23 protein-coding genes and 1 tRNA gene are annotated in these 22464 nt (G+C 71.5%); 15 read left to right on the plus strand and 9 right to left on the minus strand.

Going from position 1 to position 22464, the window contains the following annotated elements; genetic code table 11:
* Nucleotides 1-125: 125 nt before the first annotated feature.
* Nucleotides 126-1130: a hypothetical protein gene (locus ACIRRH_RS18680; RefSeq protein WP_403068162.1), complete on the plus strand. Its 1005-nt coding sequence runs from the start codon at nt 126-128 to the stop codon at nt 1128-1130.
* Nucleotides 1131-1239: 109 nt separating this feature from the next.
* Here the strand turns inward: ACIRRH_RS18680 and ACIRRH_RS18685 are convergent, their stop codons facing one another.
* Together ACIRRH_RS18685 and ACIRRH_RS18690 are read right to left on the minus strand one after the other, a co-directional pair.
* Nucleotides 1240-1830 carry an isochorismatase family protein gene (locus ACIRRH_RS18685; protein WP_403068165.1) on the minus strand — a complete coding sequence of 197 codons (591 nt, stop codon included), beginning with the start codon at nt 1828-1830 and terminating at the stop codon, nt 1240-1242.
* Between the two features lie 207 nt (nt 1831-2037).
* Nucleotides 2038-3372, minus strand: a complete 1335-nt coding sequence (locus tag ACIRRH_RS18690; RefSeq protein ID WP_403068168.1) for a nicotinate phosphoribosyltransferase — start codon at nt 3370-3372, stop codon at nt 2038-2040.
* Nucleotides 3373-3512: 140 nt separating this feature from the next.
* On the opposite strand from ACIRRH_RS18690, the gene clpS reads away from it, so the two are divergent.
* From clpS to ACIRRH_RS18725, 7 genes are all read left to right on the plus strand, one after another.
* Nucleotides 3513-3806, plus strand: a complete 294-nt coding sequence (clpS, locus tag ACIRRH_RS18695; protein WP_280680041.1) for an ATP-dependent Clp protease adapter ClpS — start codon at nt 3513-3515, stop codon at nt 3804-3806.
* 145 nt (nt 3807-3951) lie between these two features.
* Entirely contained in the window at nt 3952-4524 is a 573-nt protein-coding gene (locus ACIRRH_RS18700; RefSeq protein ID WP_403068171.1) for a DUF2017 domain-containing protein, read from the plus strand.
* A 199-nt stretch (nt 4525-4723) separates the two neighbouring features.
* Nucleotides 4724-6178 (plus strand): amino acid permease, encoded by a 1455-nt coding sequence (locus ACIRRH_RS18705; RefSeq protein WP_403068174.1) that lies wholly within the window; start codon nt 4724-4726, stop codon nt 6176-6178.
* A 69-nt stretch (nt 6179-6247) separates the two neighbouring features.
* On the plus strand, nt 6248-6679 hold the full coding sequence (locus ACIRRH_RS18710) for a Mov34/MPN/PAD-1 family protein (protein ID WP_224282815.1): 432 nt from the start codon (nt 6248-6250) through the stop codon (nt 6677-6679).
* A 139-nt stretch (nt 6680-6818) separates the two neighbouring features.
* Entirely contained in the window at nt 6819-6938 is a 120-nt protein-coding gene (locus tag ACIRRH_RS18715; RefSeq protein ID WP_310593142.1) for a putative leader peptide, read from the plus strand.
* Between the two features lie 123 nt (nt 6939-7061).
* Nucleotides 7062-7340, plus strand: a complete 279-nt coding sequence (locus ACIRRH_RS18720) for a MoaD/ThiS family protein (RefSeq protein ID WP_224282816.1) — start codon at nt 7062-7064, stop codon at nt 7338-7340.
* Nucleotides 7341-7415: 75 nt separating this feature from the next.
* On the plus strand, nt 7416-8384 hold the full coding sequence (locus ACIRRH_RS18725) for a PLP-dependent cysteine synthase family protein (protein ID WP_403068178.1): 969 nt from the start codon (nt 7416-7418) through the stop codon (nt 8382-8384).
* A gap of 18 nt (nt 8385-8402) precedes the next feature.
* Here the strand turns inward: ACIRRH_RS18725 and ACIRRH_RS18730 are convergent, their stop codons facing one another.
* Nucleotides 8403-8861, minus strand: a complete 459-nt coding sequence (locus ACIRRH_RS18730) for a type II toxin-antitoxin system PemK/MazF family toxin (protein WP_403068181.1) — start codon at nt 8859-8861, stop codon at nt 8403-8405.
* A gap of 186 nt (nt 8862-9047) precedes the next feature.
* On the opposite strand from ACIRRH_RS18730, the gene ACIRRH_RS18735 reads away from it, so the two are divergent.
* Nucleotides 9048-9239 (plus strand): MarR family transcriptional regulator, encoded by a 192-nt coding sequence (locus ACIRRH_RS18735; protein ID WP_403068184.1) that lies wholly within the window; start codon nt 9048-9050, stop codon nt 9237-9239.
* Nucleotides 9240-9484: 245 nt separating this feature from the next.
* A complete protein-coding gene (locus ACIRRH_RS18740) occupies nt 9485-10231 on the plus strand; it encodes an MBL fold metallo-hydrolase (protein ID WP_403068186.1) in 747 nt (248 codons plus the stop codon).
* Nucleotides 10232-10436: 205 nt separating this feature from the next.
* On the opposite strand, the gene ACIRRH_RS18745 is transcribed toward ACIRRH_RS18740, so the two are convergent.
* From ACIRRH_RS18745 to ACIRRH_RS18760, 4 genes are all read right to left on the minus strand, one after another.
* Nucleotides 10437-11723: an LLM class flavin-dependent oxidoreductase gene (locus ACIRRH_RS18745; RefSeq protein WP_403068189.1), complete on the minus strand. Its 1287-nt coding sequence runs from the start codon at nt 11721-11723 to the stop codon at nt 10437-10439.
* Entirely contained in the window at nt 11720-12775 is a 1056-nt protein-coding gene (locus ACIRRH_RS18750; protein ID WP_403068192.1) for an LLM class flavin-dependent oxidoreductase, read from the minus strand. The genes ACIRRH_RS18745 and ACIRRH_RS18750 overlap by 4 nt, the downstream gene beginning before the upstream one ends.
* A 401-nt stretch (nt 12776-13176) precedes the next feature.
* Entirely contained in the window at nt 13177-14454 is a 1278-nt protein-coding gene (locus ACIRRH_RS18755; RefSeq protein ID WP_403068195.1) for a PTS transporter subunit EIIC, read from the minus strand.
* A 378-nt stretch (nt 14455-14832) separates the two neighbouring features.
* Entirely contained in the window at nt 14833-16122 is a 1290-nt protein-coding gene (locus ACIRRH_RS18760; protein WP_403068198.1) for a PTS transporter subunit EIIC, read from the minus strand.
* Nucleotides 16123-16523: 401 nt separating this feature from the next.
* On the opposite strand from ACIRRH_RS18760, the gene ACIRRH_RS18765 reads away from it, so the two are divergent.
* From ACIRRH_RS18765 to rdgB, 4 genes are all read left to right on the plus strand, one after another.
* Nucleotides 16524-16757 (plus strand): glucose PTS transporter subunit EIIB, encoded by a 234-nt coding sequence (locus ACIRRH_RS18765; protein ID WP_030284095.1) that lies wholly within the window; start codon nt 16524-16526, stop codon nt 16755-16757.
* 105 nt (nt 16758-16862) lie between these two features.
* Nucleotides 16863-17588, plus strand: a complete 726-nt coding sequence (rph, locus tag ACIRRH_RS18770) for a ribonuclease PH (RefSeq protein ID WP_363385736.1) — start codon at nt 16863-16865, stop codon at nt 17586-17588.
* Between the two features lie 246 nt (nt 17589-17834).
* Nucleotides 17835-18224, plus strand: coding sequence for a hypothetical protein (locus ACIRRH_RS18775; RefSeq protein ID WP_403068202.1), 390 nt, complete (start codon nt 17835-17837; stop codon nt 18222-18224).
* Between the two features lie 31 nt (nt 18225-18255).
* Nucleotides 18256-18861, plus strand: a complete 606-nt coding sequence (gene rdgB, locus ACIRRH_RS18780; protein WP_403068205.1) for an RdgB/HAM1 family non-canonical purine NTP pyrophosphatase — start codon at nt 18256-18258, stop codon at nt 18859-18861.
* A 64-nt stretch (nt 18862-18925) separates the two neighbouring features.
* Here the strand turns inward: rdgB and ACIRRH_RS18785 are convergent.
* Together ACIRRH_RS18785 and ACIRRH_RS18790 are read right to left on the minus strand one after the other, a co-directional pair.
* Nucleotides 18926-19007, minus strand: a tRNA-Leu gene (locus tag ACIRRH_RS18785).
* 61 nt (nt 19008-19068) lie between these two features.
* Nucleotides 19069-19716 carry an HNH endonuclease signature motif containing protein gene (locus ACIRRH_RS18790; RefSeq protein ID WP_403068208.1) on the minus strand — a complete coding sequence of 216 codons (648 nt, stop codon included), beginning with the start codon at nt 19714-19716 and terminating at the stop codon, nt 19069-19071.
* Between the two features lie 380 nt (nt 19717-20096).
* Between ACIRRH_RS18790 and ACIRRH_RS18795 the strand changes: the two genes are divergently transcribed.
* Nucleotides 20097-22424, plus strand: a complete 2328-nt coding sequence (locus ACIRRH_RS18795; protein WP_403068571.1) for a chitinase C-terminal domain-containing protein — start codon at nt 20097-20099, stop codon at nt 22422-22424.
* Nucleotides 22425-22464: the final 40 nt, after the last annotated feature.

Genomic DNA, 22464 nt, shown 5'->3' on the forward strand with positions numbered 1-22464 from the left:
TCAATTACTCCAAATGAGTGAGGGTATGAGGACTTTAGTGCGGGCTGATCCCGGTTTCGCGACGGTTGAGTAACAGTGCATCAGGCCCCCGGTCGCCGGTCCGGACGGTTGGGGATGGTGTCGGCATGAGCTACCGGATTCCGTCGCCGCCGCCGTCCCTGGAGGAACTGGTGAAGCGTCAGCAGAACGTCGTCACCGCGAGCCAGCTGCGCGCCCGGGGCGTGCCGGCCAGGATCATCACCGAGCACTGCCGCCGGGGCGGTCCCTGGCGGCGGATGCTGCCCCGGGTCTACCTGCTGCAGTCCGCCGAGCCCACCCCGGAGCAGCGGATGTGGGTCGCGCTGCTGTACGCCGCGCAGAACGGCCGCGAGGAGGGCCGCCGGGAGGGCGCGGTGATCACCGGCGCGGCCGCGCTGGCCCTGTACGGCTTCACCGTCGTGCCCCGGCTGCCCGCGGTGACCGAGGTGGACGTCCTGGTGCCCCGGCAGCGCCGCCTGAAGGACATCGGGGAGGTGCGGATCCGGCGCACCGAACGGGAGTTGGTGGCCCGCTCGGTGCACGGGCTGGCCTGTGCGCCGGTGGCCCGGGCGGTCGCCGACGCGTTGGCCGAGTGGACGGCGGAGCCGGGGCACTCGGCGCCGGTGCGCGAGGTGCTGCGGGAGGCCGTCGCCCTGCCCGACAACCTCTGCACGGCACGGGAGTTGGTGGTCGAGCTGACCGACTCCGGGCTGACCGGCGAGCCCCGGGTGCGAGCCGCACTGGACGAACTGCTCGCCGCCGAGCGCGACCTGGTGCTGGATCAACTCGGGCACCTGGTGGACGAGTGGCTGCTGCCCGCCCCGCTGAACGCCCCCGAGCTGCGGATGCGCGGCGGCACGTACATCGCCGTCCCGGACCTCTACTGGCCGGAGCGGGGCGTCGCGGTGGAGGTGGACTCGGAGCTGCGCTGCGTGAGCGAGGGCGAGGCTGCCTGGGTGCGCGGCGGCCAGCACCGGATGGAGTACCTGGGCATCCGGGTGGTGTACGTCTCCGGGGCCGGGCTGGCAGCCGACCCGGACGCGGTCGGCGGCGAACTGCGCGAGGCGTACCGGGTCGGCGGGACGGACGTGGTGGAGCTGCTGGTGGTCTGAGCGGCCGGCACCGGCCGCCCGGAACCCGACCGGACCGCGGAGCCGCACCCAACGGCACCGTACCCACGGAGCCGCACCCACGGCACCGCACCCACGGCCCCGGAATCCGCTACGAACGGACCACCGGTGTGCCGACCAGCTCGACCCCGGCCGCCCGCAGCTCCGCCAGCGCGGCGGCGGTGGTCTCCGGGTTCACCCCGGCAGTGAGGTCCAGCAGCACCCGGGTGGTGAAGCCCGCCCGGGCGGCGTCCAGCGCGGTCGCCCGGACGCAGTGGTCGGTGGCGATGCCGACCACGTCGACCTCGTCGACCTGCCGTTCGCGCAGCCACTCCACCAGGCCGCGGTTGTTCTCGTCCAGCCCCTCGAAGCCGCTGTACGCCGCCGAGTGGGCGCCCTTGTCGAAGACCGCCTCGACCGCGCCGGAGATGACGGCGGGCGCGAAGTTGGGGTGGAAGCCCACGCCCTCGGTGCCGGCCACGCAGTGCGGCGGCCAGCTGTCGACGTAGTCCGGCTCGGCGGAGAAGTGGTCGCCCGGGTCGATGTGGTGGTCGCGGGTGGCGAGGATGTGCTGGTAGCCGGGGGAGGACTCGGCGATCAGGTCGGTGATGTCGGCGGCCACCTCGGCGCCGCCGGCGACGGCCAGGCTGCCGCCCTCGCAGAAGTCGTTCTGCACGTCGACGACGATCAGTGCCCGGTGCATGGCTGGCATCCTCGGATCTCGGGGGCCCGCGGGAGGCGGCGCCCCGGTGGGGGGAGCCCTCGGGAGTGCGCGGCCCGGCCGTGCCGGGCGCGGGGGGTCCTCGGGGAGCTCCGGGGGAACTCGGGGAACTCTACGGCTGACTCTAGGGAGTGGCGGGCGGGGGCGGAAGCCCCGGAGCCGGTCCGGTGGCCCGGCCCCGGGCTGCGCTCAGTGGGCCGGCCCGGCGGGCAGGAGCAGTTCGGTCGGCAGGACCGGGTCGCCCTTGGACAGCTGGGTGGCGGACAGCGGCAGCGCGGCGCGGGCGCGCACGTGCCGGTCGCGGGCGGCGCTCAGCGGTTCCCGGCCGACGCTCTCGCCGGCCAGCACCAGCGGCACCTGCATCAGGTGCGGCCGCAGTTCGTCCGGGACGGGCCCGGTGCCGACCACCTCGGCCTCGGCCACGCCGTCGGCGTCGGGCCGGCGGGCCGCCCACTTGCGGCCGCCGATGCTGGTCTTGCCGCCGGCCGCGCGCTTGGCCACCGGCACCATCGGGCCGCCGTCGGCCCCGGCCCGGGCGACCAGCTTGTAGACCATCGCGCAGGTCGGGTGCCCGCTGCCGGTGACCAGGCTGGTGCCGACGCCGTAGCCGTCCACGGGGGCGGCGGCCAGGGCGGCGATCGCGTACTCGTCCAGGTCCGAGGTGACGATGATCCTGGTCCGGTCGGCGCCGAGTTCGTCCAGCTGGCGGCGGACCCGGTGGGCCAGCAGGGTGAGGTCGCCGGAGTCGATCCGGACGGCGCCGAGTTCGGGGCCGGCCACCTCGACGGCGGTGCGCACGGCCTCGCGCAGGTCGAAGGTGTCGACCAGCAGGGTGGTGCCCTTGCCCATGGAGGCTATCTGCGCCGTGAAGGCGTCCCGCTCGCTGTCGTGCACCAGCGTGAAGGCGTGCGCGGCGGTGCCGGTGGTCGGGATGCCGTGGGTGAAGCCGGCCTCCAGGTCGGAGGTGGCGGCGAAGCCGGCCACGTAGGCCGCCCGGGCGGCGGCGACGGCCGCCTGCTCGTGGGCCCGGCGGGCGCCCATCTCGATCACCGGGCGGCCGCCGGCGGCGGCGGTCATCCGGGAGGCGGCGGCCGCGATGGCCGAGTCGTGGTTGAGGATCGAGAGGATCACCGTCTCCAGGATCACCGCCTCGGCGAAGCTGCCCTCGACGGTGAGCAGCGGCGAGCCGGGGAAGTAGACCTCGCCCTCGGGGTAGCCGTGGATGTCGCCGCGGAAGCGGTAGTCGGCGAGGAAGCGCAGGGTGGCCTCGTCGACCACGTTCTGGTCGGCCAGCCAGTCCAGCTGGGGGGTGGTGAAGCGGAAGTTCTCGACGGCGTCCAGCACCCGGCCGGTGCCGGCCATGACGCCGTAGCGGCGGCCGCTCGGCAGGCGGCGGGTGAACACCTCGAAGACGGAGCGGCGGTGCGCGGCCCCGCTGCGCAGGGCGGCCTGCAGCATGGTGAGCTCGTAGCGGTCGGTGAGCAGCGCGGTCGAGCCGGTCGCTCGCACGGAAGTGGCGTCCATGCGGATGATGCTACTACCACTTAGCGTCAGAGTGACGATTTCTCGTCGAGTGCGGCGGGCCGGAATCGCTCGGGTGTCCCCCGGATGGCAGCATGGGGCATGAGGGGTTACGGATGACTGTGCAGCGAGGAGGACCCGGCGTGAGCGTCGCGCCCGTGGAGATCGAGCGCCCGGAGGTCGAGGGGCTGCCGGTGACCGAGCCGGACACGCCCTGGGTGACCATCGTGCACAACGATCCGGTCAACCTGATGAGCTATGTCCAGTACGTCTTCCAGGCCTACTTCGGCTACCCGAAGGACAAGGCCCGGAAGCTGATGATGGACGTCCACACCAAGGGCCGGGCGGTGGTCTCCAGCGGGTCCCGCGAGGAGATGGAGCGCGACGTCCAGGCGATGCACGGCTACGGCCTCTGGGCGACGCTGCAGCACGACTGACGCCGACCCGACCGGCGCCGGCGGGACGGGCGCCGGCTCGGCGGACGCAGACCCGACCGGCGCAGGGGCGACCGGCACCGACCGGACCGGTGCCGGAGCGCCGGCCGTACGACCGAAGACGACGAAGACGGGCTGACCGATACAGATGGCTGGGTTGTTCGAGAGCACCGGCGGTGGCGGCGCGGCGATCGCGCTGGACGAGTGGGAGGCCTCCATCCTGCGCTCGCTGGAAGTGCAGTTGCTGGAGCTGATCGGCCCCGGCCCGGGCGGGGAGGGCGCCGACCCGCTGGCCGCCCTGTTCGCCGAGGGCCCGACCGAGGCGCCCGCCGACCCGGTGCTGGCCCGGCTCTTCCCGGACGCCTACCGCGACCCGGAGAAGCCGGAGGACGAGGAGGCCAGGATCGCGTCCGGGGAGTTCCGTCGCTTCACCGAGCTGGACCTGCGGGCCCGCAAGCGGGATGACGCGCTGTTCGTGGTCCGGGCGCTGGACGGCCTCGGCGACGGCGGGGTGCTCAAGCTGGCCGCGCCCGAGTGCCTGCGCTGGCTGGGCGCGCTGAACGACCTGCGGCTGGCCGTCGGCGTCCGGCTGGAGGTCTCCGAGGACGACGAGGACGGCCTCTACGAGTTGCCGGACGGTGACGAGCGCAAGCCGTTGGTGATGGCCTACCTGTGGCTGGGCGCCCTGCAGGAGTCGCTGCTGGAGGCCATGGCGGACTGAGCCTGGCGGGAGATCCTGCCCGATTCCGGGCAAGCCCCGGCCGATTCGTCCAGAACATGGACGATTGGCCGGGGCATTTCTTATGAAAATCGGGCAAAACATACCAGGTCATGCTCAAATAACGCTCAGATGGACACCGTTATACGAACTTCGCGTGGTACGACTTCTCCACCCCCGAGACCGACCAGGACGGTGCACCATGGCCGAGAAGTTGTACGACGACAGGGTCGACAACACGCCGGATGAGGAGGGCTACGAGCGTGGGCTCGGCAGCCGCCAGATCCAGATGATCGCGATCGGCGGCGCGATCGGCACCGGCCTGTTCCTCGGCGCGGGCACCGCGATCTCCCGCTCCGGCCCGAGCCTGATCCTCTCCTACGCCGTCGCCGGCCTGGTGATCTTCGTGATCATGCGGGCGCTCGGCGAACTGCTCACCTACCGCCCGGTCTCCGGCAGCTTCGCCGAGTACGCCCGCGAGTTCCTCGGCCCCTTCGCCGGCTACGTGACCGGCTGGACGTACTGGCTGTTCTGGGTCGTCACCGGCATGGCGGAGACCACCGCCGCCGCGGTCTACGTGCGGTTCTGGGCGCCCGACATACCGCAGTGGATCAGTGCGCTGACCTTCCTGGTCCTGCTCTACGCGGCCAACCTGATCTCGGTGAAGTTGTTCGGCGAGATCGAGTTCTGGTTCTCCATGGTCAAGGTCACCGCCATCATCGGCATGATCCTGATCGGCGTCGGGGTGCTGACCCTCGGCTTCAGCAAGGCCGGTGACACCGCGTCGATCGGCCACCTCTGGCAGGACGGCGGCTTCTTCCCCCAGGGCATCGGCTCCACCGTGATGACCCTCCAGATCGTCATGTTCGCCTACCTGGGCGTCGAGTTGGTCGGCGTCACCGCGGGCGAGAGCGAGAACCCCGAGAAGACCCTGCCGCGCGCCATCAACACCCTGCCCTGGCGGATCGCGCTGTTCTACATCGGCGCCCTGGTGGTCATCCTCTCGCTCGTACCGTGGACCGAATTCCAGCCCGGCGTCAGCCCGTTCGTCGCGGCCTTCGGCAAGATCGGCATCCCGGCGGCGGCCGGCATCATCAACTTCGTGGTGCTCACCGCGGCGCTCTCCTCCTGCAACTCCGGGATGTACTCCACCGGCCGCATGCTGCGCGACCTCGCGCTGAGCGGCCAGGCCCCGCGACGGCTCACCAGGCTCAACGCCCGCCGCACCCCGGCCTTCGCGATCACCGCCTCCTGCCTGCTGATGGGCGTCGGCGTGTTGCTCAACTACGTCGTCCCGGCACGGGCGTTCGAGTACATCACCTCGGTCGCCACGGTCTGCGGCCTGTGGACCTGGGCGATGATCCTGATCTCCCAGATCCGCTACCGCCGGGCCTGGCGGGCCGGCCACCTGCCGCCGCCCACCTTCAAGGCGCCCGGCGGTGCCTGGGTCAGCGGGGCCGCGCTCGCCTTCCTCGCCCTGGTCGTGGTGCTGATCGGCCTGGACCGGGACAACCGGGTCTCGCTGTTCGTCTTCCCGGGCTGGGCCCTGCTGCTGGTGGTCGGCTACCGGGTGCTCAAGCGCCGCGACCCGCAGGCCGTCCGCGGCCTCGCCCCGGACCGGGCGCCCGCCCGCGACGGGAACGTGGACGCCCACTGACCGCGCCTCGCACGCCCCGGCGCCCGGACACCTGTTCTGGTCCCGCCGGGGCGTGACTATCCTGACCGCATGCTGACCATCACCCGAGAACTCCGCGACCGGATCGTGGCCCACGCCCGCGCCGACCACCCGGACGAGGCCTGCGGCGTGGTCGCCGGACCGGCCGGCAGCGGACGGCCCGAGCGGTTCATCCCGATGCTCAACGCCGCCCGCTCGCCCACCTTCTACGAGTTCGACTCGGGCGACCTGCTCAAGCTCTACCGCGAGATGGACGACCGGGACGAGGAGCCGGTGATCGTCTACCACTCGCACACCGCCACCGAGGCCTACCCCTCGCGCACCGACGTGCGCTACGCCTCCGAGCCGTTCGCCCACTACGTCCTGGTCTCCACCGCCGAGGGCAACGGCGAGGAGGACCCGTACCAGTTCCGTTCGTTCCGCATCGTGGACGGCGAGATCACGGAGGAAGACGTGCAGGTGGTCGAGGCCTACCCGGCCTGACCGGCACCCCCGCGGACCCGGCCCGCCGACCCCTCGCGAAGGGGCGGCGGGCCGCCTTCGTCTCAGCCCTGGGGACGCGAACATCCGGATCCCGAGACGGGCATGTCCGAGCGGGCCCGGGAATCTATACGATGAACCCATGCGTTCCGTCGATGTGAGCACTCAGGCCCCGGGCACCCGCCTCGTGGCGCGCCTGCACATCGACCTGTGCCGGCACGCCGGCGCGATCTGTCCCGGTACGCCCGCGCGCTCGCGCTGAGAGCCGCTTCACACCTCGCCCGGGGCCCGTCGCCCTCCGGCGCCGCCGAGCCCTTGGGCGCCCGCCCTCCCTGCCGCGTCCGCTGCGGCCCACCCACTCCACGACTCGCACAGGAGCGCACTCATGGCCATCGAGGTCCGCATCCCGACCATCCTCCGCACCTACACCGACGGCGCCAAGGCCGTCGAGGGCAACGGCAGCAACCTCGGGGAACTCTTCACCGACCTCGACGCCCGCCACCCGGGCATCGCCGCCCGACTGGTCGAGGGCGGCGAGCTGCGCCGCTTCGTCAACGTCTACCTGAACGACGAGGACGTCCGCTTCCTGGAGGGCATCTCCACCGCCGTCGCCGACGGCGACAGCGTCACCATCCTGCCCGCCGTGGCCGGCGGCGCCCGCTGACGTCCCGGGCTCCCCCCGCCGCCCACGGCGGGGGAGCCGCTCCTCCACCCCCACCGCCTTGGCCGGAGGCCTCCCTTGCGTTACGACAGCCCGCTCGAAGCCGTCGGCAACACCCCGCTGGTCCGCCTGCCGCGGCTGTCCGCCGCCCTCCCCGGCAACGCCGAGGGCCTGGTGAGCCTGTGGGCCAAGCTGGAGGACCGCAACCCCACCGGCTCGATCAAGGACCGCCCGGCCCTGCACATGATCGAGCGCGCCGAGGCCGACGGCCGGCTCACCCCCGGCTGCACCATCCTGGAGCCCACCAGCGGCAACACCGGCATCTCGCTGGCCATGGCCGCCAAGCTCAAGGGCTACCGGATGGTCTGCGTGATGCCCGAGAACACCAGCGAGGAGCGGCGCGAGCTGCTCCGCATGTGGGGCGCCGAGATCATCTCCTCCCCGGCCGCCGGCGGCTCCAACACCGCCGTCCGGATGGCCAAGGAGATCGCCGCCGAGCACCCCGACTGGGTCATGCTCTACCAGTACGGCAACCCCGACAACGCGGGCGCCCACTACACCGGCACCGGCCCCGAGATCCTCGCCGACCTGCCGACCGTCACCCATTTCGTGGCAGGCCTCGGCACCACCGGCACCCTGATGGGCGTCGGCCGCTACCTGCGCGAGAAGGTCCCCGGCGTGAAGATCGTCGCCGCCGAGCCGCGCTACGACGACCTGGTGTACGGGCTGCGCAACCTGGACGAGGGCTTCGTCCCCGAGCTGTACGACGCCGAGGTGCTCACCACCCGCTTCTCGGTCGGCTCCGCGGACGCCGTCCGCCGCACCCGCGAACTCCTCCAGCAGGAGGGCATCTTCGCGGGTGTCTCGACCGGCGCCATCCTGCACGCCGCGATCGGCGTCGGCCGCAAGGCGGCGGCCGCCGGGGAGCGCGCGGACATCGTCTTCGTGGTCGCCGACGGCGGGTGGAAGTACCTGTCCACCGGCATCTACACCGCCGAGTCCACCGAGGCCGCGGTCGAGGCGTTGCAGGGCCAGCTCTGGGCGTAGGGCGCGCCTGACAGATCCCTAACGGCCTTCCAGCACCTTCCGGGTGCGGGCCCAGACCTGCCGGTCCACCGTGCCGGCCCGGCGGCGGAAGGCGGACAGCGGCACCTCCCGCAGCTCGTCGGTCTCCAGCCAGCTGGTCCGGCCCTGCCGGTCGCCCACCGAACCGGGCGGCAGCGGCAGCACGCCCGGGCGTTCGGCGTGGTGCTTGCTGGTGATCTTCGCGACGGTGGCGGTCCGGCCGTGCACCCGCAGCACCAGGCACGGGCGGTCCTTGGACCCGGGCCCGTCCTCGAACGGCACCTGCGCCCACCAGATCTCCTGCGGTTCCGGGCCGACCCCCGTCCGCGGCCGCGGACGGGTCGGCCCGGCCGGGTGCGGGGCCGGACGGGTGCGCCGCACCAGCGCCGCCGCGGCGGCGGCCAGCAGCGCGACGCCCAGCAGCGACAGGACGAGCCAGGTAGCGGTCATGCCGTTCATGCGGCGAACCGTACCGGGCCGAAGGTGAACGCCACCACCGCGACGGCCGTGACGATTGGGCAATTGTCCGCGCATTGCCCCCGGTTCGTCACGGAACTGCCACAATGCCCGTTCTGTGCCCGGAGCTCCGACCGGTCCGGCCAGGCTGCGTCACGAACGTCCGCCCCCGTCCCCGGAGGTGCCCCCGTGATCCGTGGCCCCGAGCTGTGGTCCTGCGCCGAGATCGCCCGTCACATCAACGTCCGGCCCGCGACCGTCCGCAGCTACCGCAGGCACCGGCTGCTGCCCGACCCGGACGTGATCGACGGCAACGGCCACCCGCGCTGGTACCCCTCCACCATCCGCAGCTGGGCCCGCAACCGGCCCGGTCGCCGCTGATCCCCGGCCCGTCAACCGCCCCCGCTCCCGCCCCGGGCGTTCTGGTGATTCCGCCCACAGCCCGGCACGGAGACGGGGGCAAAGTGCCGCTCCGCCCTTACCCTCGACACACCAATGCAGTGCCACCGGCCGGTCCACCGGCCCCGGCCTGCCGTTTTCCATGCTGTTTTCCATGCGGTTCCGGTGGAGGGCGGCGATGCCGTTTTCCAGCAGCAGCCAGGATGTGTCGGGGCGGAGGGGCTCGGATGAAACTGACCGTGGTGGGGTGCTCGGGGAGCTTCCCGTCCACCGACTCGCCCTGCTCCAGCTACCTGGTCGAGGCCGAGGGCTACCGCGTCGTCCTCGACCTCGGCAACGGAGCCCTCGGCGCCCTCCAGAAGTACACCGGCCTCTACGACGTCGACGCCGTCCTGCTCAGCCACCTGCACGCCGACCACTGCGTCGACCTTTGCGCCTACTGGGTGGCCCGCAACTACCGCGCCGAGGGCTGCCCCGAACTGCTGCCCGTGTACGGTCCGGCCGGCACCGCCGAGCGGCTCGCCCGTGCCTACGACATGCCGGAGAACCCCGGGATGAAGGAGGTGTTCGAGTTCCGCACCCTCACCCCCGGCAGCTTCGAGCTCGGCCCGTTCCGGATCGTCGTCGCCCAGGTCAACCACCCCGTCGACGCCTTCGCCTTCCGGCTGGAGCACGGCGGCCGCTCGCTGGTCTACAGCGGGGACACCGGCGAGAGCGCCGAACTCGTCGAACTCGCCCGCGACGCCGACCTCTTCCTCTGCGAGGCCGCGTACATCGACGGGCGCGACACCTACCAGGCCGTCCACCTCAACGGCCGCGAGGCGGGCGAGCACGCCGCCGCGGCCGGCGCCCGCCGGCTCGTCCTCACCCACATCCCCCCGTGGACCGATGCCGAGCACAACCGCCGGGACGCCGCGGCCGTCTACCCCGGTCCGGTCGAGATCGCCCGGGCCGGTGCGGTGTACGAGGTCTGAGCGGTTCGGCGGAGTTCCACCGCCCCGAGCTATCGCCGCCGCACCGGCTGACCGACCGCCGTGTGCGGTCCGTCCGGATCGCCCGGGCGGACCGCGCGCGACCATCCGAACTCGGTGCGGGGGAAGTGGAGATGACGGACCGTCGGATCACGCTGCTGCGCCCGTCGGCGGCCGGTTCCGGCGGATGCGGCGCTCCCCTCTCCGGCTAGCGCCGTCCGGGAACGGACAGCCCGAGGTGGTCCCGCAGGGTGGGGCCGGTGTAGTCGGTGCGGAACACCCCGTGCTCCTGGAGCAGCGGTACCACCCGGTCGACGAACTCGTCCAGGCCGCCCGGGGTGAGGTGGGGGACGAGGATGAAGCCGTCGGCCGCGTCGTTCTGCACGAAGTGGTCGATCTGCGCGGCGACGGTGGCCGGCGAGCCGATGAAGGACTGCCGGCCGGTCAGCTCGATCACCAGTTCGCGGCTGGTCAGCTTCTTCTCCGCGGCCACCGCCCGCCACCGTTCGGCGACGGCCACCGGGTCGGCGTGCCGGACCCGGCCCTGGACCAGACCGCTGTCCGGGTCGGGGTCGACGGCCGGCAGCGGTCCGTCCGGGTCGTGGCCGGACAGGTCGACGCCCCAGACCTGCTCCAGGAAAGCGATGGCGGTCTGCGGACCGACCTGGGCCCGGCGGATCTCGTGGGCCCGTTCGGCCGCCTCGGCGTCGGTGTCGCCGAGGACGAAGGTGGCCCCGGGCATGATCTTCAGGTCGTCCGGCTTGCGCCCGTACGCGGCGAGTCGGCGCTTGACGTCGGCGTGGAAGGCCTGGCCGTCGGCGAGGGTGGAGTGCCGGGAGAAGACCACGTCGGCGGTGGCGGCGGCGAACTCGCGCCCCTCGCCGGAGTCGCCGGCCTGGATCACCACCGGGTGGCCCTGCGGCGGGCGCGGCAGCGAGAGCCGGCCCTCGACCTCGAACTGCGGTCCCGAGTGCCGGACGGGCTCCTCCCCGGCGTCCCAGAACTCCCGTGCCAGCTGGACGAATTCGGCGGCCCGGCGGTAGCGGTCGGCCCGGTCCAGGTAGCCGCCGCGGCGGAAGTTCTCCCCGGTGAAGGCGTCCGAGGAGGTGACCACGTTCCAGGCCGCGCGGCCGCCGGAGAGGTGGTCCAGCGAGGCGAAGCGGCGGGCGAGTTCGTACGGCTCGTTGAAGGTCGCGTTGACGGTGGCGGCCAGTCCGAGCCGCTCGGTGACGGCGGCCAGCGCGTTCAGCACGGTGATCGACTCGGGGCGGCCGACGACGTCGAGGTCGTGGATGAGGCCCTTGGTCTCGCGCAGCCGCAGGCCCTCGGCGAGGAAGAAGAAGTCGAACTTCCCGCGCTCGGCGGTCCGTGCGAGGTGGCGGAAGGAGGAGAACTCGATGTGGCTGCCGGCGGCCGGGTCGCTCCAGACGGTGGTGTTGTTGACGCCGGGGAAGTGCGCGGCGAGGTGGATCTGCTTGCGCGGTCGGTCCGTCATCGGGTCACCTCGGCGAGGGCGGGGGAAGCGGTGGAGGCGTCGGCGGGGCGGGCGGCGTAGCGGCTGGCCGGGCGGGCCAGGCCGAGGTGCTCGCGCAGGGTGCGGCCGGTGTACTCGGCGCGCAGCAGTCCGGCGGCGCGCAGGGCGGGGGCGATCCGGCCGGCCAGTGCGGCCAGGTCGCGCGGCGGGTCGGCGGGGGAGAGGTGGAAGCCGTCGACTCCGGTGCCGGTCGCGGTGAGCTCGGCGAGCAGCCGCTCGTCGGCGGCCCGGTCGGGCAGGGCGGACAGGGCGGCGTCGAGCCGGGCGAGGATGCGCAGGCTCTCGCCGGCCCGCAGCCGCAGTTCGGTGGCGGCGGCCAGCCGGGTGGCGGGGTCGGGGGCGTCGAGCAGCACGACGTCGGCGTGCCGGATCGCGGCGGCGACCCGGGCGCGCCCGCCGGGGGAGGCGTCCGGCGCGAGGTCGGCGGCTGCGACCGGTACCGCGACCACTGGGCGGCCCTGCGGCGGGCGCGGGGTGATGGACGGGCCGCGGACCGAGAAGTGCGGGCCCTCGAAGTCGATGTGGTGCAGCTTGTCGCGGTCGATGAACCGCCCGGTGGCGGTGTCGCGGATCTCCGCGTCGTCCTCCCAGCTGTCCCAGAGCCGGGCGGCCACCTCGACGGCGTCGGCGGCCTCGGCCCACAGCTCGTCCTCGGCGGCGACCGGTCGGCGGCCGAAGGCCCGCGCCTCGGCCTCGGTCGCGCAGACGCCGACCAGCCAGCCCGCCCGGCCCTCGGAGGCCCAGTCCAGGGTGTTGACCGAGATCGAGGTGTGGAAGGGCTCGGTGTGGGTGGTGGTGACGGTCGGCACCAGCCCGACCCGGCTGGTCAGCGGGGCGAGCCGGGCGAGGGTGGCGAGCGCGTCGGGACGGCTCGGCACGGGGGCGAAGGAATCGTCGAGGGTGACGAAGTCCAGGGTGGCCCGCTCGGCGAGGCGGGCGAGGGAGGTGTAGTGCCCGGCGTCGAAACGGCCGGGGCTGTCGAGGGCTGCGGACAGGTGCAACTGGCGGGGCATGGTGAGCCTGACTTCCTCGTGCGGACGCGTGCGGGCACCGGCGCAGCCGTGCGGAGACGGGGGCGCGGGGGCAACGCCGACGCGCGGTGGCGGCCCGCGGGCGGAGCCCGTGCGGGCGGGGGAGGGAGGAACCGGCGCCGGGCGGGACGTCAGCCGGGCGGCGGCGGGGGAACGGTCAGCTCAGCCGCGACACGCCGCGGACCACACGCGACCGAAGTCGATGTGGCTGCGGGTGACCAGCGGGCACGAGGCGTTCACCGCTTCAGTTGACCAGGGCGTCCGTCGGTTCGTCAACCGCCGTTTCCGCCCGCTCGGCGTGCCCCGGTACGCACGAGGCCCCGCCCCGCCGCCGGGGGAGCGGCGGCGGGGCGGGGCCTTCGAGGCGGGCGGTGACGCGGACGTCAGGCCTTGGTGACGTCCTCGATCTCGTCGTCGTCCTCGCGACCGGGGGTCTTGAGGTCGAACTTGGTGATCGCGAAACGGAAGAGGAAGTAGTAGATCGCGGCGAAGACCAGGCCGATCGGGATGATCATCCACGGGTCGGTGGCCTTGTTCCAGGCCAGCGCGTAGTCGATCAGGCCGCCGGAGAAGGTGAAGCCGTCGTGCACGCCGAGCGCCCAGGTGACGGTCATCGAGACGGCCGTGAGCAGCGCGTGGATGACGTACAGGACCGGGGCGATGAAGACGAAGGAGAACTCGATCGGCTCGGTGACACCGGTGACGAAGGAGGTCAGGGCCAGCGACACCATCATGCCGGTGACGGCCTTGCGGCGGTGCGGCTTGGCGGCGTGGGCGATGGCCAGCGCGGCGGCGGGCAGCGCGAACATCATGATCGGGTAGAAGCCCGACATGAACTGTCCGGCGCTCGGGTCGCCGGCGAAGAAGCGGGTCAGGTCGCCGTGCACGACGGTGCCGTCGGCCTTGGTGAAGTCACCGGTCTGGAACCAGGCGAAGGAGTTCACGAACTGGTGCATGCCGACCGGCAGCAGGCCGCGGTTGACCAGGCCGAAGGCGCCCGCACCGACCGCACCGGCGCCGATCAGGGTGTCGTTCAGGCTCTTGACGGCGTCACCGATCGGGCCCCAGGCCAGACCGAAGAAGACGCCGACGGCGGTGCCGACGAAGGCCATGATGATCGGGACCAGACGGCGGCCGTTGAAGAAGCCGAGCCAGTCGACCAGCTTGGTGCGGTGGTACTTCTGCCACAGCACCGCGGCCAGCAGACCGATCACGATGCCGCCGAGCACGCCCGGGTCCTGGTAGACGGGCTTGATCCACTTGTCGCCGTCGACGTGGCCCTCGGAGACCGGGAACGCGGTGAGGACGTTCTTGTACACCAGGAAGCCGACCAGCGCGGCGAGGGCGGTGGAGCCGTCGGCCTTCTTGGCGAAGCCGATCGCGATGCCCACCGCGAAGAGCAGCGCCAGGTTGGAGAAGACGCCGTCACCGGCGGTGGCGAAGACCGAGGCGACCTTGTCCCAGCCGAGGCCGTCCTTGCCGAACACGTCGTCCTGGCCGAGCCGCATCAGCAGGCCGGCGGCGGGGAGCACGGCGATGGGCAGCTGGAGGCTGCGACCGATCTTCTGCAGACCCTGGAGGAGGTTCTGGCCGAACTTCTTGGCGGGGCTAGGCGAGGCCGGAGCCGTGGCGGGCGCCGGTGCCTGCGCAGACTGACTCATGGGGGTGGGTTCCTAACGGCATGGCGGTCGGTCGGGGGGAGGGCACAGGGGCCGAACCGCGAACTGGTCTACACCACACGTGGTGTAGACCAGTTTTGTAGCACGGGTGGAGAAGTCGAGGAACCCCGGAAAGCGGTGTCACCGCGAAGTGCTATGAAATCGAAACCTACTTACCGAATGGCGATCATGGCCGCCCGTCGCGATCGGGAGTTTGGCCGACTGCGCAACAAAATCGATTTTGGCTAATGGCGCAACAAAAGCACAGCGTGTCCTGCCAGGGGCGTTGGGCCGCGGCGGCGGGCCTTTCCGAAATGGCGAAGGCCCCCGAACCCGTCGGTCCGGAGGCCATTGCGGGGATAACCCCGGTGACGCTCGGTTTCAGGCCTTGGTGACGTCCTCGACCTCGGACTCGTCCTCCCGGCCCGGTGTTTTCAGGTTGAATTTGATGATGATGAACCGGAAGAGCGCGTAGTACACGACGGCGAAGCAGAGGCCGATCGGGATGATCAGCCATGGCTTGGTGGCCAGCCCCCAGTTGATCACGTAGTCGATCAGGCCGGCCGAGAAGCTGAACCCGTCGTGCACCCCGAGCCCCCAGGTCACCGCCATCGAGGCGCCGGTCAACAGCGCGTGCACGGCGTACAGGGCCGGGGCGATGTAGGCGAAGGAGTACTCGATCGGCTCGGTGATGCCGGTGACGAAGGAGGTCAGGCCGACCGAGAGCATCAGGCCGTAGATCTCCTTGCGCCGGGTCGGCTTCGCCGAGTGCGCGATGGCGAGGGCGGCCGCCGGAAGCGCGAACATCATGATCGGGAAGAAGCCGGACTGGAACTGGCCGGCCGTCGGGTCGCCCGCCAGGAAGCGCGGGATGTCGCCGTGCGCGATCGTGCCGTCCGGCCTGACGAACTCCCCGAACTGGAACCAGACGAAGGTGTTCAGCAGCTGGTGCATGCCGATCAGCAGCAGTGCGCGGTTGAACACGCCGAAGATGCCGGCGCCGCCCGCACCCAGGTCGGAGAGGGTCTGCGAGAAGTCGTTCAGGCCGCGGCCGATCGGCGGCCAGACCCAGAGCGCCACCACGGCGGTCAGCATGCCGGCCAGGGCGGTGATCATCGGGACCAGGCGGCGGCCGTTGAAGAAGCCCAGCCAGTCGACCAGCCTGGTGCGGTGGTACCGGATCCACAGCCAGGCCGACATCAGGCCGATCAGGATGCCGCCCAGCACGCCGGGGTTCTGGTACGTCGCGGCCGCAGCCTTCGCCGAGCCGTAGTCCACGCACTGGTCGCCGACCAGCACCGTCGGCGGCCTGCAACTCTCCGGGAAGGCGTGCAGGACCCTGTAGTAGACCAGGAAGCCGACCACGGCGGCCAGCGCCGTCGAACCGTCCGCCTTCTTCGCCATGCCGATCGCGACGCCGACGCAGAACAGCATCGGCAGACCGAAGGCGGAGTCGAGCAGTGCGCCGCCCGCGGCGGCGAAGACCTTCGCGACGTCGTCCCAGCCCAGCCCGTCCCTGCCGAACACGTCCGGTTGGCCGAGCCGGTTGAGGATGCCCGCGGCGGGGAGCACCGCCACCGGGAGCTGCAGGGAACGGCCCATCTTCTGGAGGCCGCCGTAGAAGGCGTGCCACCACGTGGTCTGCGGAGCCGTGGCGCCTGCCGAACTCATCCTTCGCCCTCCGGGAGCGGTTGCCGGCCCCAGGGCTCCTGCGGGACCCTCGGGCGGGGCTCGGGAACACCCGGGGCCGTTCCCGCGTTCCTCGGAGTACACATATATTGGTGTAGACCACTTGGAAGCGGGCCGCACTCCGGAGGCGTGAGCCCCACTGGTCGTCATCCTCGGGCGGCGATCGGGAGCCTGCCCGCCGAAATGGGCCAAAAGTGGACTAACGTGGCGGACCGGACCGGCACGGGTGATGCTGGTCGCGCTGCTCGCCGGCACGACCGCAGCCGAACCCGCGTCAGCCACCGGCACGGACCTCACCGCCCGGCGGTCGAGGGACACCCCAGCACCAGCGCAGGACGGCACCCGGCAGAGCCGCCGAAGGGCCGAGACAGAGGGAGAAACAGATGGCCAGCAAGGCTGAGAAGATCGTCGCCGGTCTGGGCGGCATCGACAACATCGAAGAGGTCGAAGGCTGCATCACCCGCCTGCGCACCGAGGTCAAGGACGCCGCCCTGGTCGACGAGGCCGCCCTCAAGGCCGCCGGCGCCCACGGCGTCGTGAAGATGGGCACCGCGATCCAGGTCGTCATCGGCACCGACGCCGACCCGATCGCCGCCGACATCGAGGACATGATGTGAGCTGAGCCACCCAGGCTCAGCCCGCCCGGCCCGCCGACCTGCTCAGGGGGACGGCGGGCCGCGGCGCATCCGGCGCCGCCCCCGGAGCGACTACGCTCAGTGCCTATGTCACGCATCGACGGCCGCACCCCCGAACAGCTCCGCCCGATCACCATCGAACGGGGCTGGAGCAAGCACGCCGAAGGCTCCGTCCTCATCTCCTACGGCGACACCAAGGTGCTGTGCACCGCCAGCGTCACCGAAGGCGTGCCCCGCTGGCGCAAGGGCAGCGGCGAAGGCTGGGTCACCGCCGAGTACTCCATGCTCCCGCGCGCCACCAACACCCGCGGCGACCGCGAGGCCGTCAAGGGCCGCATCGGCGGCCGCACCCACGAGATCAGCCGGCTCATCGGCCGCTCGCTGCGCGCCGTGGTCGACCACCGCGCGCTCGCCGAGAACACCATCGTCCTCGACTGCGACGTCCTCCAGGCCGACGGCGGCACCCGCACCGCCGCCATCACCGGCGCCTACATCGCCCTGGTCGACGCCGTCGCCTGGGCCCGCGACAAGAAGCTGCTGCGCGCCAAGGGCCAGCCGATCACCGGCGGCGTCAGTGCCGTCAGCGTCGGCATCATCGACGGCGTCCCGATGCTCGACCTCCAGTACGAGGAGGACGTGCGCGCCGAGACCGACATGAACATCGTCTGCACCTCCGACGGCCGCTTCGTCGAGGTCCAGGGCACCGCCGAGGGCGCCCCGTTCGACCGCGACCTGCTCGACCGGCTGCTCGACCTCGGCAGCCTCGGCTGCGCCGAGCTCGACGAGATCCAGCGCAAGGCCCTGGAGGGCTGAACCCGCGCGGGCCCCGCAGCCGTGGACGGGATCAGACGCACGGTCAGCCCCGCGGTGCCGGCGGCCGTTCGGGCCGCGGTACGGACGCGGGCGCGGGCCGCGGCGCGAACGGCCCGCCGAACGGTCGGCCTGCTGTACAGGCCGGGCCCGGAGACCGTACGGTTCCCGCAGCACTCCCGCTGCGGGAACCGCGCACCCCCCGGCGCGCGTCCCACCCACGGAACCCGCGCCCCACAGGAGGACCGGATGCCGTCGAGCATCGCCCGCCCCACCGCCCTCGCCGTGGCGGGACTCATCGCGATCCTCCCGCTCAGCATGGTGAGCTGCTCCGCCGCCCAGAAGGCGCTCGACTGCGGCAACACCGCCGTCAGGATCACCGGCGACATCGCCGACGTCACCAAGGCCTACGACAACGCGAGCAACGACTCGGTGGTCGCCGGGAAGGCCCTGCAGAAGCTCAAGAACGACCTCGACCAGGTCGGGAAGAACTCCAAGAACACCGACGTCGCCAAGGCCGTGACCGATCTGCAGAAGCAGGTCGAGAACGTGCAGCGGGCCGCCGACAAGAACGAGGTCCCGGACCTCAAGCCGCTCGGGGACGCGGCCGGCAACCTCACCTCGATCTGCACCGGCTGACGGTCCCCGGCCACTCGATAGGGTGGGTGACATGTCCACCCGCCTGATCCTCGCCACCCGCAACCAGCACAAGGTCACCGAGCTCCGCGCCATCCTGGCGGACGCCGGCCTGGACGTCGAACTCGTCGGCGCCGACGCCTACCCGGAGATCCCGGACGTCCCCGAGACCGGCGTCACCTTCGCCGAGAACGCCCTGCTCAAGGCGCACGCCCTGGCCCGCGCCACCGGCCTGCCCGCCGTCGCCGACGACTCCGGCCTCTGCGTGGACGTGCTCAACGGCGCGCCCGGCATCTTCTCCGCCCGCTGGGCCGGCAAGCACGGCGACGACCGGGCCAACCTCGACCTGCTGCTCGCCCAGCTCTCCGACATCGCCGAGCCGCACCGCGGCGCCCACTTCTTCTGCGCCGCCGCCCTCGCCCTCCCCGACGGCACCGAGCGCGTCGTCGAGGGCCGCCTCCTCGGCACCCTGCGCACCGCCCCGGCCGGCGACGGCGGCTTCGGCTACGATCCGATCCTCCAGCCCCTCGGCGAGACCCGCACCTGCGCGGAGCTCACCGCGGAGGAGAAGAACGCCATCAGCCACCGCGGCCAGGCCTTCCGCGCCCTGGCGCCGGTGGTGAAGGACCTCCTGGGCTGAGAAGAACCAAAGGCCCCGACCGAAACCAACTCGGTCGGGGCCTTTGATTTGAAGGTTTTCCTAGTGCGGCCGAAGGGATTCGAACCCTCAAGCCCTCACGGGCCAACGGACCTAAACCGTCTGCGTCGCCTCTGCGCCACGGCCGCCTGTCCTGCTGGCCATCATGTTACTGGGCGCGTGGAACGACTGGCACCTTCGTTTCGCCGGTCACCGGTCCGTGTGGCCGCTCTTCTTCCGCCTGCAGTAGGTCGGAGTGACGGAGTGGCAGTTCGGGCAGAGCAGTCGGAGGTTGTCCGGCTGGTTGTCCGACCAGTCGCCGTTGATGTGATCGACCTCCAGGGTCATCGGTTGCCCGCGCCACTCGGGGCCGGTGCCGCAGCCCTGGCACTCCTCTGCTCGGCCGAGTTCCGCCAGGGCCCGGCGGATGCGGAATCCGGGCAGTCGTTTGGCCTCCGCTGGGCGTCGCACGAGGACTTCCCCCGGAGGCAACCGCCTCGGAGAGGGCTTGCCGCGGTTGTGGGACTGCCCGGTGAAGTGAGAGGTGTCGATCCCGAGGGCTTTGATGCGCCGCCCGACATGGGCCTGAGTGCCGCCTGCCTGGGGCCGGTTGAGGTAGCGGAGCACTCCGGCCACGCTTTGCGAGGCGGAAACGGCCTCCTGTAGGAGCTCCTTCGTGTAGCAGGTTCCGGGCTCGGGGAAGTGTGAGGCGTCGATGCCGTACGCCTTGATCCGCTGTCGCAGGTACGAGCGGTTGTACGGGTTGGGTTCGCGGTCGAGTGCGATCAGCATCTCGTCCAGCGTGGTCGCGGCGGCTGCGGCCTCGGCCAGCAGTTCGCGGGTGTACTTGACCGGCATGGTCGTCCCCTTCGGGCAGTCGTGCGCCCGTCCCCCGGGTATGCGAACGATCGGCGCGGGGTTCGGTTACGGGTAGGGGTGGGTTTCGGCCAGGGCCTGACTGATTGCCGGAGGGTCTCGACCTGTGGTGTTTGGCCGTTGATTACCAATTGGTACAGACCTATTGACCTGCGTGGTCCAGACCACATAGCTTCTGCGCCAATTGCAATCCCCCACGTGCGTGCTCCCCCACGGGCACGCGCTGACACTCTCTCCTGGAGGACCGAGTGTTGATCCGAAACACGGCGGAGCGGCGTCCCACCGCTGCCCACCGCCGGAAGAGCCCGGCGGCACGCGCCGGTGTGGCCTCGTTGGCAGCGGCGAGTCTGGCCGGGCTGCTCATGGCGACGCTCGGTGCGGCGCCCTCGCAGGCGTCGGCGGCCGTCGACAACGCGGCCTGCCGCCCGGACGGCCTGTACCAGACGCCCGGGGTGGACGTCCCGTACTGCTCCGTCTACGACACCGGCGGGCGCGAGAAGATGGGCGCGGACCACCAGCGCCGCATCATCGGCTACTTCACCGGCTGGCGCACCGGCAAGAACGGCGACGCGCCGTACCTCGTGAACGACGTCCCCTGGGACAAGGTCACCCACCTCAACTACGCCTTCGGCCACGTCGGCGGCGACAACAAGCTCTCGGTCGGCACCGACGGCCCGACCAACGAGGCCACCGGGATCTCCTTCCCCGGCGTCCCCGGTGCCGAGCTGGACCCGAGCCTGCCGTACAAGGGCCACTTCAACCTGCTGACGAAGTTCAAGAAGCAGTACCCGAACGTCAAGACCCTGATCTCGGTGGGCGGTTGGACCGAGACCGGCGGCTACTTCGGGGACGACGGCAAGCGCGTCAACTCCGGCGGCTTCTACTCGATGACCGTCAACGCGGACGGCAGCGTCAACCAGGCCGGCATCGACACCTTCGCCGCCTCCTCGGTCGACTTCATCCGCAAGTACGGCTTCAACGGCGTCGACATCGACTACGAGTACCCGACCTCGATGAAGGATGCCGGCAACCCGCTGGACTGGCAGCTTGCCAACGCCAAGCGCGGCTCGCTGGCCAAGGGTTACGCGGCGCTGATGAAGACCCTGCGCGAGAGCCTGGACAAGGCGGGCGCCGCCGACGGCAAGCACTACCTGCTGTCGGTCGCCGCCCCGTCCTCCGGCTACCTGCTGCGCGGCATGGAGACCTTCCAGGTGGCCAAGTACCTGGACTACGTCAACATCATGTCGTACGACCTGCACGGCGCCTGGAACAAGTACGTCGGCCCGAACGCCTCGCTGTTCGACGACGGCAAGGACGGCGAGCTGGCCGCCGCCAACGTCTACGGCACCGCGCAGTACGGCGGCATCGGCTACCTCAACGCCGACTGGTCGTACCACTACTTCCGCGGCTCGATGCCCGGCGGCCGGATCAACGTCGGCCTGCCGTACTACACCCGCGGTTTCAAGAACGTCCAGGGCGGCACCAACGGCCTCTGGGGCACCGCCTCGGCGACCACCTGCCCGGCCGGCTCCGGTCTGACCGCCTGCGGTGACGGTGCGGTCGGCATCGACAACATCTGGAACGACAAGGACGACGCGGGCAAGGAGTCCCCGGCCGGGTCGAACCCGATGTGGCACGCCAAGAACCTGGAGAAGGGCATCCTGCCCGACTACCTGGCCAAGTACGGGGTGTCCGACACCGCGCTCCAGGGCACCTACACCCGCAACTACAGCTCCATCCTGGTGGCGCCGTGGCTGTGGAACGACACCAAGAAGGTGTTCCTCTCCACCGAGGACGAGCAGTCGGTGGGCGCCAAGGCGGACTACATCGTCAACCAGGGCGCCGGCGGCGCGATGATCTGGGAGCTCGCGGGCGACTACAGGTGGGACGCCACCGCCAACGGCGGCAAGGGCCAGTACGTCCCCGGTTCGACGCTGACCTCGCTGATGTACGACAAGTTCAAGTCGGCGGCCCCGTACGGCGCGACCCGCTCGACGACCGCGCTGCCGCAGCAGACCCTGCCGATCGACGTGTCGTTCACCAACTTCGCGCTGGGCGACTCGAACTACCCGATCAACCCGAAGCTGCACATCGTCAACAACTCGACGCTGACCCTGCCGGGCGGCACCGAGTTCCAGTTCGACTACGGCAACTCGGCCCCGGGCAACGCCAAGGACCAGTCCGGCTTCGGCCTCCAGGTCATCAAGCAGGACAACCCGGGCCCGGGCAACGTGGGCGGTCTGAAGGGCACCTACAACCGGGTGTCGGTCAAGCTGCCGGGCTGGCAGTCGCTGGCGCCGGGCGCCTCGATCGACATGGACTTCGTCTACTACCTGCCGGTGTCCACGCCGTCGAACTGGACGGTCAACGTGGGCGGCACGCTGTACGGGATCAAGGGCGACCTGACCCGTGGCGCGGTGGACGGCGGCACGCCGACCCCGACGCCGTCGCAGACGGCCACCCCGACGCCGACCCCCACGGGCACGCCGACCCCGACCGGGACGCCGACCCCGACCCCGACCTCGGGCACCTGCACGGCCGCCCCGAGCTGGGACGCGGGCACCACCTACGCGACCCCCACCAAGGTCTCGTGGAAGGGCCACTACTACCAGAACAAGTGGTGGACCAAGGGCGACGACCCCGCGGCCGGCGGTGCGTGGGGCGTCTGGAGCGACCTCGGGGCCTGCTGATCAGGGCGGTCCGCTGAGGTGAGGGACGGCGGTGGCGGTG

This window comes from Kitasatospora sp. NPDC101235, from assembly GCF_044767505.1.
In the GTDB taxonomy this organism is placed as follows: domain Bacteria; phylum Actinomycetota; class Actinomycetes; order Streptomycetales; family Streptomycetaceae; genus Kitasatospora.

Excerpts from the sequence above, each read along its gene's own strand:
- ACIRRH_RS18680 (WP_403068162.1), top strand. The coding sequence starts at position 126 with ATGAGCTACCGGATTCCGTCGCCGCCGCCGTCCCTGGAGGAACTGGTG.
- ACIRRH_RS18685 (WP_403068165.1), bottom strand. The coding sequence starts at position 1,830 with ATGCACCGGGCACTGATCGTCGTCGACGTGCAGAACGACTTCTGCGAG.
- ACIRRH_RS18690 (WP_403068168.1), bottom strand. The coding sequence starts at position 3,372 with ATGGACGCCACTTCCGTGCGAGCGACCGGCTCGACCGCGCTGCTCACC.
- ACIRRH_RS18700 (WP_403068171.1), top strand. The coding sequence starts at position 3,952 with ATGGCTGGGTTGTTCGAGAGCACCGGCGGTGGCGGCGCGGCGATCGCG.
- ACIRRH_RS18705 (WP_403068174.1), top strand. The coding sequence starts at position 4,724 with ATGGCCGAGAAGTTGTACGACGACAGGGTCGACAACACGCCGGATGAG.
- ACIRRH_RS18710 (WP_224282815.1), top strand. The coding sequence starts at position 6,248 with ATGCTGACCATCACCCGAGAACTCCGCGACCGGATCGTGGCCCACGCC.
- ACIRRH_RS18715 (WP_310593142.1), top strand. The coding sequence starts at position 6,819 with ATGCGTTCCGTCGATGTGAGCACTCAGGCCCCGGGCACCCGCCTCGTG.
- ACIRRH_RS18720 (WP_224282816.1), top strand. The coding sequence starts at position 7,062 with ATGGCCATCGAGGTCCGCATCCCGACCATCCTCCGCACCTACACCGAC.
- ACIRRH_RS18730 (WP_403068181.1), bottom strand. The coding sequence starts at position 8,861 with ATGAACGGCATGACCGCTACCTGGCTCGTCCTGTCGCTGCTGGGCGTC.
- ACIRRH_RS18740 (WP_403068186.1), top strand. The coding sequence starts at position 9,485 with ATGAAACTGACCGTGGTGGGGTGCTCGGGGAGCTTCCCGTCCACCGAC.
- ACIRRH_RS18745 (WP_403068189.1), bottom strand. The coding sequence starts at position 11,723 with ATGACGGACCGACCGCGCAAGCAGATCCACCTCGCCGCGCACTTCCCC.
- ACIRRH_RS18750 (WP_403068192.1), bottom strand. The coding sequence starts at position 12,775 with ATGCCCCGCCAGTTGCACCTGTCCGCAGCCCTCGACAGCCCCGGCCGT.
- ACIRRH_RS18755 (WP_403068195.1), bottom strand. The coding sequence starts at position 14,454 with ATGAGTCAGTCTGCGCAGGCACCGGCGCCCGCCACGGCTCCGGCCTCG.
- ACIRRH_RS18760 (WP_403068198.1), bottom strand. The coding sequence starts at position 16,122 with ATGAGTTCGGCAGGCGCCACGGCTCCGCAGACCACGTGGTGGCACGCC.
- ACIRRH_RS18765 (WP_030284095.1), top strand. The coding sequence starts at position 16,524 with ATGGCCAGCAAGGCTGAGAAGATCGTCGCCGGTCTGGGCGGCATCGAC.
- rph (WP_363385736.1), top strand. The coding sequence starts at position 16,863 with ATGTCACGCATCGACGGCCGCACCCCCGAACAGCTCCGCCCGATCACC.
- ACIRRH_RS18775 (WP_403068202.1), top strand. The coding sequence starts at position 17,835 with ATGCCGTCGAGCATCGCCCGCCCCACCGCCCTCGCCGTGGCGGGACTC.
- rdgB (WP_403068205.1), top strand. The coding sequence starts at position 18,256 with ATGTCCACCCGCCTGATCCTCGCCACCCGCAACCAGCACAAGGTCACC.
- ACIRRH_RS18790 (WP_403068208.1), bottom strand. The coding sequence starts at position 19,716 with ATGCCGGTCAAGTACACCCGCGAACTGCTGGCCGAGGCCGCAGCCGCC.
- ACIRRH_RS18795 (WP_403068571.1), top strand. The coding sequence starts at position 20,097 with ATGGCGACGCTCGGTGCGGCGCCCTCGCAGGCGTCGGCGGCCGTCGAC.